Here is a 17604-nt window from a genome sequence, read left to right as displayed (position 1 = left end):
GTGAAATTTATACTCGGATTAACCGGCGGGATTGGCAGTGGCAAGTCTGCTGCCAGTCAGTGGTTTGAAGCACAAGGGATCACGGTAGTCGATGCCGATGTGGTAGCGCGTGAAGTGGTCGAAATTGGGCAGCCTGCACTTACCCAGATCCAGCAGGCTTTTGGCGATTGGGTACTGCTTGCCGATGGCTCACTGAATCGTCGTGCCTTGCGTGAATATATCTTCCAGTCTCCTGAAGCACGCAAGACCCTGGAAAGTATTACCCATCCGGCAATTCGCACTTCCATTATCCAGCAACTACATGCTGCGCAAAGTCCCTATGCCATTCTGGTTTCACCACTTTTATTTGAAACCAATCAGCACGAACTCACTCAGCATACCTTACTGATTGATGCCACCATCGAACTGCAAATTGAGCGGGCCTCACAACGTGATGGCCAGAATATCGAACAAATTCGCAATATCATTGCCGCCCAAATGTCCCGCGAACAAAAGCAGACCATGGCCGATGATATTGTCCTAAATGATGGTCATCTGGATCATCTCTATGCTCATCTCAGACCATTACATCAAAAATATTTAAACATGGCAGCCAGCTGAAGCATAAAAAAAGCAGTCTGATTAAGACTGCTTTTTTTGTTCTGCTAATTTTCGGCTCAGACTGTCCTGATGCTGTAACCAGCGCCACGGCTGTAAGGCCCCGACGGCCATACCCATCAGGCCACACACCATGGCCAGACTTAAAGTTTCATTTAATAAAGGTACAGCCAGAATTGCCGCAATAAAAGGTGCAAGATTGGTAATACTGCCTGCCTTAAATGCACCAAGACGCTTGATGGCTTCTACATAGCTTAAAGTAGCAATAATCACCACAAATATGCCGTGAAAAATGGTCTGAAACAGTAAATGCTTGGGTTCAGGCACACTCAAATTTTTCGGTAAAAATAGCAGATAAATCGGCACATATATCACTGCCGACCAGATCGCGACACCACACATTGCCTGCCATGCAGTTAGCTGATATTTACGCAATAAAACAGTAAAAATCGCCCAAAGTATGGCACTGATAAAAAACAGCCCGTCCCCTGCCCCAAAGGCTACACCAGTTTCCCGATACATCAGCATACTCATGAGACATAGTACGACGATCATAATGATCAGGCTGGCCCAGGTATGTTTATCAAAAGCCTGCCCCATCAGAAAAAAAGCCATGATCGCGGTACAGATCGGAATACAGCCATTCAAGAAAATTGCAGCATGGGCGGTAGGTGCGTAGTGAAAAGCACTATAGGCAAACAGGCAATAAATCACCCCGCCAATCATAGCTAAAATAAAAGGCTCTTTTTTCAGTAAAAAAGCGGCCTCTTTACGATAAAGCAAGATCGGCATCAGAATCAGGAAGGCCAAAGAAAAACGCAAGGCCACAATATCCCAAGCACTGATCTGCCACAGCGCATTCAGGCGGGCTGTTAAAGTAAAACCGCCCCAGATGCACATGGTAACAACTAAAAAAACATAGCCTTGGGTACGGTCTGACAATGCCATCATCAATTAAAGGTTACGTTGACGGCAGGCTTCATACAGCGCCATGCCTGTAGCCACACTGACATTCAGACTTTGCAGATTACCTGCCATCGGAATATACACGGTCTGATCACATTGGCTTTGCGTAATTGGACGTAGGCCAGTATCTTCCGCACCCATCACGATACAGACGCCAGTACCGGTAAAATCAAAATTTTGAATCGGCAGCGCTTTTTCATCCAGCATAGTTCCGACAACACGAACATTAAAATCTTCTTTGATTTGACCCAAAGTACGCGCCAGATTGGTGACCTGAATGAATTTGACTTTGTCCGCACCACCTGCAGCCACTTTACGTGCAGTCGGGGTTAACGTTGCAGAACGATCACGTGGCGCAATCACTGCCTCAACGCCCATTGCAGCGGCTGTACGGATACAGGCACCGAGATTATGCGGATCGGTAATATGATCGAGGGCCAATAACAACGCTTGAGGATTCGCACTCAACAAGGATTCAAGATCTTTTTCATTCAGGGTTGGATGAGCACGAACTGCGGCTACGACCCCCTGATGAAACGGTTGCCCGGCCAGTTTCTCCAGTTTGTCACGGCTGGCTTGCTGCACACTGATCCCAAACGGTTCAGCCAGTTCCAGTACACGCTTTAAACGCTGATCATCGCGTCCTTTGAGAGTGAATAATGTCAAGACACGTTCAGGCTCAAGCTCTAACAATGACTCCACTGAATGTACGCCATAAAAATATTCAGGTTTTGCCATGAACGACCTCTAGATTAGTTATATACAAAAGAAAAATCCCGTAAAGCTGACTTCACAGGATTTCTATAGCTGATTAGTTTAACCGATTCGCACTGAAATTTCTTGCCCGGTTTACACTGATCTTGAATCTGGACTTAACCTTCAAAATGGCAGACATAGTCCAGCACATCATCGGTTTCGATTTTAAAACGGCTATTGCCCGGCACATAGAAAGACTGCCCCGCACGGAACAGCTCACTTTCTTCGCTATCGCCAATCTGAACACGGCATTCACCTGAAACAATTTCCATACGCTCAGGAACATGTGTTTCAAAGGTCAAGGCATTTTCTGATGGCAGAATGACACCCAAAGTTTTTTTGGTCCCGTCTTCAAATTGTACAATGTGGCTAATACACAACCCGCCGAAATATACATTAGATTTTTTAAGTACAGATACATGATCAAACTGAGCTGACATGCGATTTCTCCAGATAAAGCATTTTGTAATATTTTGATTGCTGTAGTTTAAATGTGCACCCTCAACTAATCAATCGAAGTTTGTCGGCGTCGATCAAATATTCTGTATCACCTGAACCCCTTCTATTTACAGCATGTTTTGGCCTGTATTTTGCTGATAGATAAACTTAAGTTTCGATCTGCACGCGCTCTTTTAAAAACAGGCTCAATTGAGTCTTTAATTTAAAGATTGGGGATGTCAAAAATATGAAAATCAGCAGTGCATTAACGGACTTCTGAGTCAGCTTCTTGCGAAAATACAGTGAAATAAGCATATATAAATCGCTAAAATTTAAGATAGAATGAAATTGATTCGTCCTGATTTATAATAATCACAGCCATGTTGCGACCCCAATCCGACATCAGGCTATTTCAATCAAACTTTTCGCAGCCCGGATGCGTTTATGCTGACACATTTAACTCTGATCAATTTTGCTTTAGCTGAACATCTTGCTATTGATATTGATAAAGGTTTTAACGTTTTAACCGGTGAAACCGGTGCAGGTAAATCCCTCTTACTGGATGCATTGTCTGCCTGTTTGGGTGAGCGAACCGATACCAATTATGTACGTTATGGCTCAGAAAAAGCCGATGTCACTGCCAGTTTCAGCTATCAGGAACACAGTCCTGAAGCCGCATGGTTAAAAGAACATGAGCTGGATGACGAATCAGGTGAAATTCATTTACGCCGGGTGATTTTTGCTACCGGCCGCAGCAAGGCCTGGATCAATGGACGTCCGAGCAGCCTGTCTGAACTGAAAGAAATTGGGCGTTTACTGGTACAACTCTATAGCCAGCATAGTCAGCAGCAACTTCTGGAACCGCCTTATCCGAAGCACTGGCTGGATCGTTATTATCATTTTTATGCGCCGGCTCAAGCAGTACGTGATGCGTATAGCACTTGGCAAAAAAATATTCGCCAGCATCAGGCAGCTTTGGATGCACAAGCGACACGCAAGCAGCGTCTGGAAACCCTTGAGCTGCAACTCGAAGAACTGGAAGAAATTGTTCAGACGGATTATCCTGAAATTGAACAGGAATTTGATCGGCTCTCGCATCATGAAGCCATTATGCAGGACTGTGTCTATAGCCTGAATGTGCTGGATGAAGCTGAACAGAATATCACTCAGGAACTGGCATCAATTATGCGTCGGGTTGAGTCGCATGCCGGACGCAGTGAACAGCTTTCCGGGATTTATACTTCCCTACTGAATGCTCAAAGCGAACTTGAAGATGCAGCAGCGAATTTACGCCAGTTTATGGATCGGCAGAGTTTTGATCCTGAACGCATGGAAGTACTGAATTCAACTTTAGAAATCTTCCATCGTCTGGCACGTAAATATCGTACCCAGCCAGAATTACTGAAAGAAGAATATGAAGCCTGGCAAAGTGAACTGGAACAGTTACATCAACTGGAAGATCCGGAAACACTGGCTGAACAGGTAGCAGTGTCTTATCAGGAATTTCTGGATAAAGCCCAACATCTGGATCAGATTCGCCGTGAAGCCGCAGCACCTTTGGCCAAGCAGCTCACTGAGCAGGTCAAACAGCTGGCACTGCCTGAAGCACGTTTTGAGTTTAAGTTTGAGCCTCTGGAACATCCATCTAGCGAAGGCCTGAGCTTTATCCAGCTACTTTTTACTGCCAATAAAGGCATTCCGGCACAGCCTTTGGCCCGGGTTGCATCAGGTGGTGAGCTTTCGCGTATTGCGTTGGTGATGCAAGTCATGAATGCGGAAAAAACCGAAGCGGAAGTGCTGGTCTTTGATGAAATTGATGTCGGGATCAGTGGTGGTACCGCAGAGATTGTCGGGCGTTTACTGGCCGATCTGGCCCAACATGTACAGATTCTGTGTATTACCCATCAGGCGCAGGTTGCAGCACAATCTGATCAGCACCTACTGGTGAAAAAACAGCAGACTGATCCTGCCAGCAGCACGATTATCAATCTTGAAGAAAATGAAATAATTCAGGAGCTTGCAAGAATGACAGGTGGTGTAGAGATTAGTGAAACCACCTTGCAACATGCCCGTCAGTTACGTCAGCTGAAATTTCAGCAGGCTTAAATATTTACAATCTGGACAAATAAAATTTGGTGAATCCAAGAAGCTCTAGTAACGTAGCTATTAGGATCATAGGATTTCTCTGCGAAGAAATTAATTTTAAGGAGAACTGCTCAGGTGACCAAACAGTTTCTGACACATCGTTGTCTGATTGCACCGCCGCATGCGAATGATGATTTTTTTGCCCAGACGGTCATTTATCTCGCACGGCATGATGAAGATGGTGCGCAAGGCATCATTATCAATCGACCTGCCGGCATTCAAATTAAAGAATTGCTGAATGATCTTGATATTGAAGCAGACAATGTCAATCCGCATGAAGTATTGCAAGGTGGTCCATTACGCCCTGAGGCCGGCTTTGTCCTGCATACCGGTCAGCCGACCTGGCATTCGTCTATTGCCGTAGGCGAGAATGTCTGTATTACCACATCGAAAGATATTCTGGATGCCATTGCGCATAATGAAGGCGTTGGTCGCTATCAGATTGCACTTGGCTATGCCAGCTGGGGCAAACACCAGCTGGAACAGGAAATTGCTCGTGGTGACTGGCTGATTTGTGATTCCGATATGGATCTGATTTTTAATTTACCTTATAACGACCGTTGGGACGCTGCCTATAAAAAAATGGGGGTAGACCGCAACTGGTTATCTTCCGAGATTGGACATGCCTGATGTAAACGCGCCACAAACCATTATGGCGTTTGATTTTGGTACACAAAAAATGGGAATGTCGGTCGGACAATCCCTGATTGCTAGTGCCAATCCCCTACCCTTATTTCCCATGAAAGATGGTATTCCCAACTGGGATGAACTACTCAAAATCGTGAAAAGCCATCAACCCAATTTATTTCTGGTCGGCTTACCATTGAATATGGATGATAGTGAATCGGAGCTGTCGACACGGGCGCGAAAATTTGCCCGCCGTTTACGTCATCAGACCAATATTGAAACCTGGATGGTGGATGAACGTTTGACCACCCGTGAAGCACGCGATGAACTGGATCATTACCAAGCTCAAGGTCGAGGCAAGAAACTCTCTGCGGACAGTATTGCGGCTGCCTTGTTGATTGAAAGCTGGTATCGCCATCCTGCCGGAATCACGCCTTAATCTGTTTTTAAATTTTTTTAAATCAGCATCCTTTAGGGTGCTTTTTTACACTCCAAAATGCTTCTTAAGGATAAAAATAACGAAAAGTCAGATTAATTCTCGGTGTTAAAACTTTGCTGGTTTTGCTGATACTGTGCTTCCAGTGCTGCTGCGTCGCGCCACGCATCACAATCAGTTGTCCACTGTGTAACAGCACATCGACTTTATCGCTGTGAATTTTATGCTTAAAGCTCATTTTACGGGTAGCTCCCAGACTTAGAGAAGCGATGACATTTTCCCGAGAGGTACCTGTATATAACGCCGGCTCATCATCACTATGCCAGCCCAAGCCTTGGGAACCATCTTCATACAAATTGGCCAGACAGGAATTAAAGGGATGACCGACCAGAATTTCAATATGCTGCTTTAAACGGAATAATCCGGGTGTCCATACCTGAGCTTGTTTGAGCGTACCAGAATAACGATACTGATAATGTTCATCGCCATACCAGACCACCTGGCGACCTGTGACATGGTGCTTGCCAAATAAATGCACTTCATCATGTTGCCAGGCCAGCTGACTGAGAAAATGCTGTAGATACTGCTGGCTTTGTTCCTGATCCAAAATCAGGCCATAATCCTCCACTACCCCATCAAAAGGTAATACATTGGCTTGCGGCTGGGGTGCAAATAAATCGAGAGTCATATCAATTCAATCCAGTATCCACATGAAAATACTGACATTCGACCTAAAGGATTACAACTGCTCTTCACAAATGACTACAACATTTATGCTTGTGGCTAGCCTAATTCCTGCCTAGACTGAATTCAACTTTCACAATAAAAATAATCCTTTTATGAACTTATGGCAGCTGTTTCAGAAACTTCGTCCCTTTGTTCAGCCTTACCGGTTGCTGGTGATTGCCACGCTGATTCTGACCCTGATTGGCTCATTCACCGCACAGGTCAATGCCATTACCTTGCAATATGCGGTCGACAGCATCAATTCGCTACTCGAAACCGGTCAAGGACTGGAACAAGGCTGGCATATTCTGATCACGATTTCGGCGATTTTGCTCGGCAAAGAAATTATCAATGCCTTTGTCCAGTTCGGGCAGAAGTTCTATGGAGAGAAACTGCGGATTTTTGTCTCTCAGGATCTGGCCCAAGGGATTATTGAAAAATTTTTAAAATATCGGCTGGAATTTTTTAATCAGGAAAATAACCAGGCCGGTAAATTACAGACCCGGATTGACCGTGGCATTGGCTCACTGACCCGTCTGGTGCAAATTTTCTTTATTGATATTTTACCGTTATTTACCAGTGCCATTGTGGCTTTGGGGCTAATGTACTATGCCAATGTGTATGTCGGTCTGGTCGCGACTGCTATTGTTCCTATCTATTTCTGGCTGACCTATAAGCAGGCACAAAAACTCGGGGGCTGGCGCCGCAGTCTTCGCGATGGTCGGGAGAGAAAAAGTCAGGGCATTCTCAGTATCATCAACTCGATTACCGTGATTAAGTCTTTTAACCGCGAATCGATTGAATCGGAAAAGCAGCTCGGTTTACAGCGTGAACTGACCGACAATCAGATGAAAACCCGCCAGACCAGTTTCCTGTTTGATGGCCTGAAAACTTTTCTGGAACAGATCGGGATTGTACTGATCATTATTTTAACCTCCTACTTTGTGCTGGATGGCCAGATGAGTATCGGTATGATCATGTTTCATGTGCTGCTATTTAATAATGTCTCTGCCCCAATTCGATCCCTGCACCGGATTTATGATGAAGTGAATGATGCCATGATCTATTCAGAAAGCTTTTTCAAAATTCTGGAGGCCGATGATGAAATTGAACAAAGCGGTCAGCAGAAACCGATTGTCCAAGGCAAATTTGAACTGAGTGGCGTGAATTTTTATTATCCAAACGGCCACCATGCCCTGAAAGATATTGATATGGAAATTCGCCCCAATAAAATTACCGCCTTGGTGGGCTTATCGGGTGCCGGAAAATCTACCCTCATCAGTTTGCTGGATAAATTTTATGAACCACAGCAAGGTCAGATCAAACTGGATGGCATTGACCTGAAAGATTATGACACCCAATATCTACGCGATCATATTGGTCTGGTCTTACAAAAAAATCATATTTTTCAGGGCACCATCTTTGACAATATCCGTTATGGTAAAACTACTGCCTCAATGGAGGATGTAATTGAGGCAGCAGAAAAAGCCTCGATTCATGAGCAGATTTTACAGTTACCGGATGGTTATGATAACGATGCCTTGATGCTGTCTGGCGGCCAGCAGCAACGGATTGCCTTGGCACGGATGTTCCTGAAAAATCCACCGATTATTTTTCTAGATGAACCGACGGCGAGTCTAGATGCAATTGCCACGGAACAGATTAAACACAGTCTGGACCAGATCAAGCAAGGCCGTACCGTGATCATCATTTCGCATAGCCTGTCGCAGATTATTGATGCGGATTATACTTACGTGATGAAAGAAGGAACGATTGCTGAGCATGGCGAGCACGACCAGCTTTATCATCAGCAAGGCGTGTATAAGGAAATCTTTGATGCGATGGCCAAAAGCCTGAATATTGAAAAAATTGCCAAAACTTTTGAAGATGATGCCGAGGAAGAAACTCATAGTTAGCTTCTCTATCTCAATAAAGAAACCTCCGGTACGGAGGTTTTTTTATTTTAATTTTTTAAGATTTAACGCTGAACTTTCTGTTCAATTTCTTCAACACTGGTATGACGCACATCAAAACCTTTGACCATATAGATCACCTGTTCCGAAATATTCCGGGCATGATCGCCAATTCTTTCGAGTGAACGCAGCACCCACAATACATTGATGACACGACTGATATGCCGTGGGTCTTCAATCATATAAGTCATAAGCGTACGTGTGGCTGACTGATATTCACGGTCAATATCCGCATCCGCCAACATGACCTTCAAAGCTTGATCTACATCCAGACGCGCAAAAGCATCCAGTGCATCATGAATCATCACCCGCACCTGGTTGCCAATATGCCGGGTTTCCATATAACCGCGTGGTGAGCTACCCTCTTCACACAAGCTTTGTGCAATTCGGCCTATTTTCGAGGCTTCATCGCCAATCCGTTCCAGATCGGTATTGGCCTTGGACATGGCAAGCACCATACGTAAATCAATCGCGGCAGGATGACGGCGCGCCAGAATCAGGGTCAGCGCTTCATCAATATCTCGTTCCATCTGATTGACGACATTATCTTGAAACTGCACATCTACTGCCATTGAGACATCTGTGTCCAATAGGGCATGAATGGCATTAGCTACCTGCTGTTCTACCAGTCCGCCCATCGTCATGAATTTGGTATTTACGTCCTGCAGTTCTTCATTAAATTGCGAAGAAATGTGATGACTTAATACAGGATTATTTGGACACAAGGAAAGCTACTCCTGAACGATAGAGGACAATGATCAATAATAAATCATATTAAAGCATATCCATGATGAAAGTTTGATGACAATAGTAGCCTCATAGAGGCTGAGGCGAATCATATTCAATCAGCCAGGCATTCAGCTCTGCCAGTTCCTTTTCGGTTAACTGCCCGACCGAGGCCTGCAATTGCAGCACATGCAACAGATAATCATATTTGGCATTCAAATAATCGGTCTTGGCAGAAAAGGCATTACGCTGTGCCAGCAACACATCGACCATGGTTTTTAAGCCTTCCTGATATTGGGCTCTGGACGCTTGTGAGACAATTTCCGAAGAGTCCATCGCGGCTTTACGTGCATTCAGTTTGGCCTGATCGGTTTCTACCTGCATAAAGGACTGTTTCACATCGGTATTGGCTTTACGGATAGCCGCATCCAGTTGCGCTTCACTTTTTTGCACATTAACGCCGGCCTGACGGATACTTTTTTGCGTGCGTCCACCGCTAAATACATTCCAGTTCACCTCCACCCCAATCTGGTCGAAATCTCCATTGCTGGACATGATCGTAGCCGGACTTTGCTTTAAATAGCCATAGGTTCCGACCACTTCGACCTGCGGATAGAGCGCAGCCTGTTCGACCCGTTTGGCATCTTCAGAATAGCGCTTTTGCAGACGCGCTTGCAGAATATTCAGATTTTGGCTTTGTGCTAATTCGGTCCAGGACTGCATATCACTTGGAACCGGTTTCTGGAACTGGAAATCGTTGCGTAATACCGCCAGATTTTCCTGATAAGGGCCGATTAACTGTGCCAGCTGTTCTTGGGCCAGTACCAGCTGAACTTGAGTCGAAATCCGGTTGGCTTGGGCACTTTGATACTGGGCATTGGCTTCACTGACCTCACTACGCGCCACCAAACCTTCTTTCAGCTTAGCATTCATCATGCGTAACTGTTCAGACAGCGCCTGCTCTTCCTGTAAATAAGCCGTAGTCAAAGACTGCTGCCGCAAGACATTAAAATAGGCTTCGGCCACCTGTAAAATATGCTGCTGTTTTTGCAGACGCAGATTGACTTCACTGAGTTCGACCGAGGTCTTGACCTGCTTATAACCTTGCCAGGCATCCCAGCGAAATAAAGGTTGGCGTGCGGTTAAGGCCACCTGACGGCTGGTTGTACTGGAACTTTGCAACTCACCAAATTCAGTAGGCAAACCTTCAGACTCTGAGTTGTTGACGGACTGGTTTTTACGGGTCACATTTCCAGATAAAGTCACGGTCGGCAGCAAATTTCCGCTGGCAATCCCCAGATTGAGCTGATCAGATTGGTACTGCAACACATTCGCCTGCCAATTTGGATCATTTTGCTGGGCGCGTGCATACGCTTCTTGTAAATCCAGGGCAAAAATCGCCGGACTAATTAATAGCAATAAACAGGCCATGACACTGCGTTTTAATTTCATTTTATAGTGTTAACCCCTAACAGCCATTCAGATCAAAAAATTCTGGCGCTTTAAGCTAAGCCATACTAAAGAGATCTCTTGAATTTTTACGTATGATTTTTATTAATTTTTTAATATAAAGATCAATTTTTATCCATCATTAATTCAATTTTCTGGCTCCCATACCGGCAATGTAACAAAGCAATTCACAATACTAAACATAGTATTTTAGTTTGATCTATACAATATCTCCCAGTAAGGCCGTTATTTTCTGAATTCACCTATATATACAGAGTCCTGAAGCATAGTGTTAATGCCATTCCCGTCGATATTCAAAGCCTGTGTGCTTGCTGGTAGCGTGCTGCTTCTTGGGGGCTGCCAACAGCCCTCAGATCCACAGATCCAGGTCGAACAGACTGAGGCGAAGCAAACGCAAAGTCCAGTCAGTGACTTTAGCCTCATGTGCCAGAATATTGAAAAAAATATGTCCCAGATTAATGACCAGCGCACGACGTTTGCGCTGGAGCAGATTAATCAGGATCTTAAAGTGTGCCTGCCGTTGATGGACTTGGCGGAGCAGAAGCAACTGATGCAGCGCTCTACCGAAATGTATCAGCGCTTTTTAAAGGTGGATCGCACCGAATTTCAGCAACGCGCCTTTGAGCAGTATGCACTGGAAATGGCGCAGCATCCCACCATTCAGCATGCGCATTTTCAACAGCTCACCTCACGTGACCAGTATCTGTTAAAACACAAGGGGCAGGCTTATGTAGAACTGCTGGATCTGGGGGATGGCACTTTACATTATCGCCGCAGTCCGGAATATCTGGCGCGTATTTTTGCCCCTTATTTACCGGCCGCTGAAAAAGCCTTTATTGAAAATCTGGCGGAACAGAATATGGAACCGGTGCTGGTGGAAAAACGCCTGCAGATTGAAGCCACTGATATTGCAGCCCGCAGTCTGCTTTGGGAAGACTATCTCAAGACTTATCCGAATAGCAGTTATAAACGCGATGCTGAATATCTGCTGAAGCAATATACCTATTTCCTGTTTAGAGGTACCGAGCAATCCCCGGTGTCGGAAGATTATCGCGATCGTTATGCTGTGGATACCAGTCATCTGGAAACTATTATTGGACTATCAAACGGCCAGAAATCAACGCTGTCCACACAGGCACGCCTGTTTCTGGAATTTCTGGACATGACTCCGGAACAGCGCCAACAAGTCTTGCCTGCCGATTATAGAAACCGCTCGGAAGCAGAACAGATTCTGTACTATGCCCAGATCAGCCCGCCCTCACAAAAATATGATAAAGACTGCTTTACCGATGCCATCTGTATCTAGTTGGGATCAGTTTCACCTTCAATCAATATCGCCATGTCTAAATCAATCCTCGTTTAAAGTTGAGCGATTTAGACCTGTTTATTCTGCCTAAACTGAGCTAAGCTTTAGCCTCGCTTGACGGAGCGCGAGTAATGCCTCGCTGAGATCATGTGATTCCTTTTATCGTTATCAGGAATTGAGCATGAGTACCGTTGAACCTGATCAGGTTAATACCTGCGTAGGAATCAAGCCAGCTAAAAACCCAGCCCTTGCTTTATCTGTTCAGGATAAATCTGCCTACGTTTTTGGTCGTGCTTGATTCGTTGATGTCATCATAAGGATCATAGCCATGAACCAGTTAACGAATCTTTCTTCTGAAACCACTCTCTCCGCTCATGAACAGGAAGCACGCGATTTAACGCGAATTCTGCCTGCCTCACGTAAAGTCTATCTGCAAGGCTCCCGTCCTGATATTCAGGTACCGATGCGGGAGATTTCCTTAAGTGAAACCCCGACCAGTCTGGGCGGTGAACATAATCCGCCATTAATGGTCTATGACACGTCTGGTGTTTATACTGACCCCGATGTGACGATTGACCTGAACAAAGGTCTGCCGAATATTCGTGAAAGCTGGATTGAGCAGCGCAACGATAGTGAAATTCTGGATCAGCTCAGTTCTGAATTTGGCCGCCAGCGTTTACGCGATATCCGTACCGCTGCGATCCGTTTCGCGCATATTCAAAAACCACGCAAAGCCAAATGCGGCCGCAACATCACCCAGATGCATTATGCCAAGCAAGGCATTATCACACCGGAAATGGAATACATTGCCATTCGTGAAAACCTACGTCAACTCGATGGTGTCGATATGCGCCAGCATCCGGGCCAGAATTTTGGTGCAAAAAACCTGACTGAAATTACGCCAGAATTTGTGCGTCAGGAAGTCGCCGCCGGCCGCGCGATTATTCCGGCCAATATCAATCATCCGGAACTGGAACCGATGATCATCGGGCGTAATTTTTTGGTCAAAATCAATGCCAATATTGGTAATTCTGCACTCGGTTCAAGTATCGAAGAAGAAGTCTCGAAAATGACCTGGGCGACGCGCTGGGGTGCAGACACAATCATGGACCTCTCGACCGGCCAGAATATTCATGAAACCCGTGAATGGATTATCCGCAACTCTCCTGTACCAATTGGAACCGTACCGATCTATCAGGCACTGGAAAAAGTCAATGGTGTGGCCGAAGACCTGACCTGGGAGATCTTTAAAGACACCCTGATTGAACAGGCTGAACAAGGTGTGGACTATTTCACCATTCATGCCGGCGTGCTTTTAAGATATGTACCGCTGACTGCCAACCGTTTGACCGGTATCGTATCGCGTGGCGGTTCGATCATGGCGCAGTGGTGTCTGGCACATCATCAGGAAAACTTCTTGTATACCCATTTCGATGAAATCTGCGAGATCATGAAAGCTTATGACGTATCGTTTAGTCTCGGCGATGGCCTACGTCCGGGCTGTGTGCAGGATGCCAATGACGAAGCGCAATTTGCCGAACTTCGAACTTTGGGCGAACTGACCCACCGTGCCTGGGAGCATGATGTTCAGGTGATGATTGAAGGCCCGGGCCATGTCCCGATGCATATGATCAAGGAAAATATGGATCTGCAACTGGAAGTCTGTAAAGAAGCACCCTTTTATACCTTGGGGCCACTCACCACCGATATCGCACCGGGTTATGACCATATTACTTCGGCAATAGGAGCCGCGATGATTGGCTGGTACGGCACCGCAATGCTGTGTTATGTGACGCCTAAAGAGCATCTCGGTTTACCCAATAAAAAGGATGTCAAAGACGGCATTATTACCTACAAGATTGCCGCACATGCAGCCGATCTGGCCAAAGGTCATCCGGGTGCGCAAGCCCGGGATAATGCCCTGTCCAAGGCGCGTTTTGAGTTCCGCTGGGAAGACCAGTTTAACTTGAGTCTGGATCCGGACACGGCGCGCAGCATGCATGATGAAACCATGCCGAAAGCCGCGCATAAATCCGCGCACTTTTGTTCCATGTGCGGACCAAAGTTCTGTTCAATGAAGATTAGCCAGAATGTTCGTGATTATGCCAGTCAACAGGCCAATCCTGATCAGCCGGCAAGCTCTCAGGCCGAAATTGAAGCCGGCATGAATCAGATGAAAGCCAGCTTCCACAACTCTGGTCAAAATTTATACCACAAACTATAAAACTGTAAAAAAAACAGTTGTCTTCAAAAAAAACTCAGATAGGATGAAAATAAATCAATTCATTCTATCTGAGCATATGAATATTATTAAACAGGCCTCTTATAATAAAAAAGACTTTAGCGTAGAGGCACGTGAGTTCTTGTACCAGGGATTTATTCAGGTAGAAAAAGTCAGCCTGAAACACCGTTTATTTAATCAGGAAAGCTCAACCCCTATTTTGCAACGTGAGCTGATTCATCGGCCAGAAGCAGCGGGTGTGCTGATGTACAATCATCAACAGCAGAAATTCGGCCTGATCGAACAGTTCCGGATTGGCGGACTGGATGATATCGACTCTCCTTGGCAACTCGAAGTAATTGCTGGCGTTCTGGATGGCGATGAAGCGCCTGAAACATGCATCCGTCGCGAAGCACTCGAAGAATCAGGCTGTACCCTGGATGAGCTGCAGCACATTTTCAGCTTCTATCCGTCCGCCGGGGCATGTTCCGAATTATTTCATTTATATGTGGCGCAGACCGAATTGCCTGAACAGGGCGGTATTTTTGGCATGCCGGATGAAGGTGAAAATATCCAGCTGCATATTCTGGATTATGCTGATATTCCGTCCTTGCTCACGAATGGTCGCTTAAGAAATGCACCTGTCATTATGGCCTTGCAATGGTTGCAACAACATATTCATACTGCAGGAATATGTCTAAGGGGAAAGACATGAGTTTTCAGCAGTCAAGCATAAACACACAGCCAGATTGGACCATTATCCAGATTTCTGATACCCATTTGATGGATCGGGAAGAGCTGGAATTTGCCCGGATGAATCCCGAGCAGAGTTTTCACGAGGTGATGCAGCAGATCCAACAGCGCTTTCCCCAAATGGATGCACTGATTCATACCGGTGATCTGGCACAGGTGCCGGTCGAGCAGACTTATCAACGCTATTTAGCATTTGTCCAGTCTTTAAACGTGCCGTATTATCAGATTCCAGGTAACCATGACGATTCTCGGGTGTTCCCTTTTCACCAGCATGCGAATCAGGTACATGCCATTCATTTTGGCACCTGGACCATGATCCTGTTAAATAGTGCCGTTCAAGGCAAGATCGATGGCTGGGTGGAACAAGCTCAACTCGATCAATTGGACCAATTATTGCTTGAATTTAAGCATCAGCATGTCATTGTCGCTTGCCATCATCATCCTTTTGCGATGAAATCGTACTGGATTGATCAGCACCGGCTGAAAAATGCTGAAGATTTAAAAGATGTACTGGCTCGGCATCATAATATCAAGCTGGTTCTGTTTGGTCATGTGCATCAGGATTCCTGCAACGAATGGCATGGCATCTACTTTTTATCCACGCCATCGACCAGTGTGCAGTTTAAACCTAAAAGTGAAGATTTCGCGCTAGATCAGGCGGCACCAGGTTATCGTGTATTACATTTGCAACAAAATGGTGAGTTTGATACCTATATTGAACGGGTGGCATTGAGCCAGCAAAATATTAATACCGAAATTTCAGGTTATTAACTTTTCAATTTGTTTTTTTTGCATTACTTTATTGCAACCAAAGGAAATGTGATATGCATAGTCCAGACATCAAAGACTATCAATAAGCATAAAAAGTCTATATGATGACGGCCCCCATAGGAGGATAATCTTTCTACAGGGTGGATAAAAAACTGCATATCACCATATTTTTTGCGTAGCAATCATACGCATAGATGAGGAATGCCCTAAATGGCGAATGACAACCAAAATCAAGTCTTAGACAATCAAACTGATGTTGTAGAAGAGAAAGCTGCAAAGCGCGTACGCAAATCTAAGCCTAAAACGACTGACGGTGGTTCTACTGCTAGCTTATTTGGTATTGAACCTTATCAACCTAAAAAAAATGAAGAATACATGTCTGAAGGTCAGCTTCAGCATTTCCGCCAAATCTTGCTGGCTTGGAAAGCTGAGTTGATGTCAGAAGTGGATCGTACCCTCAATACGATGCAAGACGAAAATACTGCTCTTCCAGATGTGAATGACCGTGCGACTCAGGAAGAAGAGTTTGCGATTGAGTTACGTACCCGTGACCGTGAACGTAAACTGATTCGTAAAATCGAACAGTCGATCGAAGCAATCCAGAATGATGACTATGGTTTCTGTGAAACTTGTGGTATCGAGATTGGCTTGCGTCGTTTAGAAGCACGTCCAACGGCTACTTTATGTATTGACTGCAAAACCCTTGCAGAGATCAAAGAGAAGCAAAATAACGGTTAAGTATGTCTGTAAATAATCCTCCCCTAACCCCTCCTTTAAAAAAGGAGGGGGACAACAGGATGGCTTATGTGGGCCGGTTCGCGCCATCGCCAACCGGCCCTTTGCATTTTGGCTCCCTCATTACCGCAGTTGCCAGTTACTGCGATGCCAAAGCCAATCAAGGCACATGGCTGGTCCGGATTGAAGACACCGATATTCCCCGCATTTATCCCGGCAGCGAAGAGCATATCCTGCGTGCCATGGATGCCTTTCAGCTTGAACCTGATGCCGAAATCATTTTCCAGAAAGACCGTTTAGATATTTACGAAGACGTCATCCAGCAATTACGTCAGCAAGACCTAGTCTATGCCTGTCAATGTACCCGTAAAATGCTCGGTTCCAACCATATCTATCAGGATACCTGCCGCAACTTGGGTCTGGCTTTTGAGCATCAGGCCATCCGTTTAAAAGTTGAAGATGTTGAAATCTGTTTTGAAGACCGGCTGCAAGGTCAGCACTGTTCAGAACTGAAAAAAGATCTGGGCGATTTTGTCTTAAAACGTCGTGACGGCATTATGAATTACCAGCTGGCTGTAGTAGTCGATGACTATCTGCAAGGTATGACTCATGCGGTACGTGGAGCTGATCTTTTAGATAATACCGAACGGCAAATCTATCTGGGACAGTTACTCGGTTATCCGCGTCTGAGCTATATGCATCTACCGCTGGCAATGAATGATCAGGGGCAAAAACTGTCAAAACAGAATCTGGCCCAAGCACTGGATTTAACTCAGGCACCGCAATTATTAAAACAGGCACTTCAGGCTTTGCATCAGGCTGAAGTTGATTTGGACACTCCCGATCGGATGCTGCAACAGGCGGTAGTACAATGGGACATTGAGCGGATTCCACATACAACTGAGCTACAAGGTCACGATTTATAAAAACAGCTTTTCACTTAAGCTAGACTTCTAGA

General features: G+C 45.4%; 17 protein-coding genes and 1 riboswitch. Of the genes, 11 read left to right on the top strand and 6 right to left on the bottom strand.

Going from position 1 to position 17604, the window contains the following annotated elements; genetic code table 11:
• A complete protein-coding gene (coaE, locus tag ACO1B7_RS08300) occupies positions 1-600 on the top strand; it encodes a dephospho-CoA kinase (RefSeq protein WP_004281093.1) in 600 nt (199 codons plus the stop codon).
• Positions 601-621: 21 nt separating this feature from the next.
• Here coaE and ACO1B7_RS08295 read toward each other — a convergent pair whose 3' ends face one another.
• The 3 genes from ACO1B7_RS08295 to ppnP all read right to left on the bottom strand — a co-directional run bounded on the left by ACO1B7_RS08295 (position 622) and on the right by ppnP (position 2759).
• The gene (locus tag ACO1B7_RS08295) at positions 622-1545 is read right to left on the bottom strand and encodes a DMT family transporter (RefSeq protein ID WP_004644926.1); all 924 of its coding nucleotides are present in this window, start codon (positions 1543-1545) and stop codon (positions 622-624) included.
• Between the two features lie 6 nt (positions 1546-1551).
• Positions 1552-2301, bottom strand: a complete 750-nt coding sequence (gene rlmB / locus ACO1B7_RS08290) for a 23S rRNA (guanosine(2251)-2'-O)-methyltransferase RlmB (protein WP_004281091.1) — start codon at positions 2299-2301, stop codon at positions 1552-1554.
• Positions 2302-2435: 134 nt separating this feature from the next.
• A complete protein-coding gene (gene ppnP / locus ACO1B7_RS08285) occupies positions 2436-2759 on the bottom strand; it encodes a pyrimidine/purine nucleoside phosphorylase (protein ID WP_004281089.1) in 324 nt (107 codons plus the stop codon).
• Positions 2760-3201: 442 nt separating this feature from the next.
• Here ppnP and recN point away from each other — a divergent pair, with 442 nt between their 5' ends.
• From recN to ruvX, 3 genes are all read left to right on the top strand, one after another.
• The gene (gene recN, locus ACO1B7_RS08280; protein ID WP_004644925.1) at positions 3202-4863 is read left to right on the top strand and encodes a DNA repair protein RecN; all 1662 of its coding nucleotides are present in this window, start codon (positions 3202-3204) and stop codon (positions 4861-4863) included.
• A gap of 114 nt (positions 4864-4977) precedes the next feature.
• Positions 4978-5532 carry a YqgE/AlgH family protein gene (locus ACO1B7_RS08275; RefSeq protein WP_004281085.1) on the top strand — a complete coding sequence of 185 codons (555 nt, stop codon included), beginning with the start codon at positions 4978-4980 and terminating at the stop codon, positions 5530-5532.
• Positions 5525-5968: a Holliday junction resolvase RuvX gene (gene ruvX / locus ACO1B7_RS08270; RefSeq protein WP_004281083.1), complete on the top strand. Its 444-nt coding sequence runs from the start codon at positions 5525-5527 to the stop codon at positions 5966-5968. The genes ACO1B7_RS08275 and ruvX overlap by 8 nt, the downstream gene beginning before the upstream one ends.
• Before the next feature lie 64 nt (positions 5969-6032).
• Here the strand turns inward: ruvX and ACO1B7_RS08265 are convergent, their stop codons facing one another.
• On the bottom strand, positions 6033-6653 hold the full coding sequence (locus ACO1B7_RS08265) for an alpha-ketoglutarate-dependent dioxygenase AlkB family protein (RefSeq protein WP_004281082.1): 621 nt from the start codon (positions 6651-6653) through the stop codon (positions 6033-6035).
• A 151-nt stretch (positions 6654-6804) separates the two neighbouring features.
• On the opposite strand from ACO1B7_RS08265, the gene ACO1B7_RS08260 reads away from it, so the two are divergent.
• Positions 6805-8607, top strand: coding sequence for an ABC transporter ATP-binding protein (locus ACO1B7_RS08260; protein ID WP_004281080.1), 1803 nt, complete (start codon positions 6805-6807; stop codon positions 8605-8607).
• A 62-nt stretch (positions 8608-8669) separates the two neighbouring features.
• Here the strand turns inward: ACO1B7_RS08260 and phoU are convergent, their stop codons facing one another.
• Together phoU and abuO are read right to left on the bottom strand one after the other, a co-directional pair.
• Entirely contained in the window at positions 8670-9389 is a 720-nt protein-coding gene (gene phoU, locus ACO1B7_RS08255) for a phosphate signaling complex protein PhoU (RefSeq protein ID WP_004281079.1), read from the bottom strand.
• Positions 9390-9480: 91 nt separating this feature from the next.
• Positions 9481-10842 (bottom strand): multidrug efflux outer membrane protein AbuO, encoded by a 1362-nt coding sequence (gene abuO / locus ACO1B7_RS08250; protein WP_423090037.1) that lies wholly within the window; start codon positions 10840-10842, stop codon positions 9481-9483.
• Positions 10843-11134: 292 nt separating this feature from the next.
• On the opposite strand from abuO, the gene ACO1B7_RS08245 reads away from it, so the two are divergent.
• The 6 genes from ACO1B7_RS08245 (at position 11135) to gluQRS (ending at position 17572) form a co-directional block, all read left to right on the top strand.
• Positions 11135-12166, top strand: coding sequence for a hypothetical protein (locus tag ACO1B7_RS08245; protein ID WP_004644924.1), 1032 nt, complete (start codon positions 11135-11137; stop codon positions 12164-12166).
• Positions 12167-12274: 108 nt separating this feature from the next.
• Positions 12275-12407, top strand: a riboswitch (TPP riboswitch).
• 87 nt (positions 12408-12494) lie between these two features.
• Entirely contained in the window at positions 12495-14390 is a 1896-nt protein-coding gene (gene thiC, locus ACO1B7_RS08240; RefSeq protein ID WP_004281076.1) for a phosphomethylpyrimidine synthase ThiC, read from the top strand.
• Positions 14391-14466: 76 nt separating this feature from the next.
• Entirely contained in the window at positions 14467-15102 is a 636-nt protein-coding gene (locus tag ACO1B7_RS08235; protein ID WP_004281075.1) for an NUDIX domain-containing protein, read from the top strand.
• Positions 15099-15911, top strand: coding sequence for a metallophosphoesterase (locus ACO1B7_RS08230; protein ID WP_004281073.1), 813 nt, complete (start codon positions 15099-15101; stop codon positions 15909-15911). Before ACO1B7_RS08235 ends, ACO1B7_RS08230 begins: the two co-directional genes overlap by 4 nt.
• A 210-nt stretch (positions 15912-16121) precedes the next feature.
• A complete protein-coding gene (gene dksA / locus ACO1B7_RS08225; protein WP_004281072.1) occupies positions 16122-16649 on the top strand; it encodes an RNA polymerase-binding protein DksA in 528 nt (175 codons plus the stop codon).
• Positions 16650-16651: 2 nt separating this feature from the next.
• Positions 16652-17572: a tRNA glutamyl-Q(34) synthetase GluQRS gene (gluQRS, locus tag ACO1B7_RS08220; RefSeq protein ID WP_423090036.1), complete on the top strand. Its 921-nt coding sequence runs from the start codon at positions 16652-16654 to the stop codon at positions 17570-17572.
• Positions 17573-17604: the final 32 nt, after the last annotated feature.

The organism is Acinetobacter lwoffii (assembly GCF_049367455.1).
GTDB classification, from domain to species: domain Bacteria; phylum Pseudomonadota; class Gammaproteobacteria; order Pseudomonadales; family Moraxellaceae; genus Acinetobacter; species Acinetobacter lwoffii_W.
This window is presented reverse-complemented; position numbering and strand designations above follow the sequence as displayed.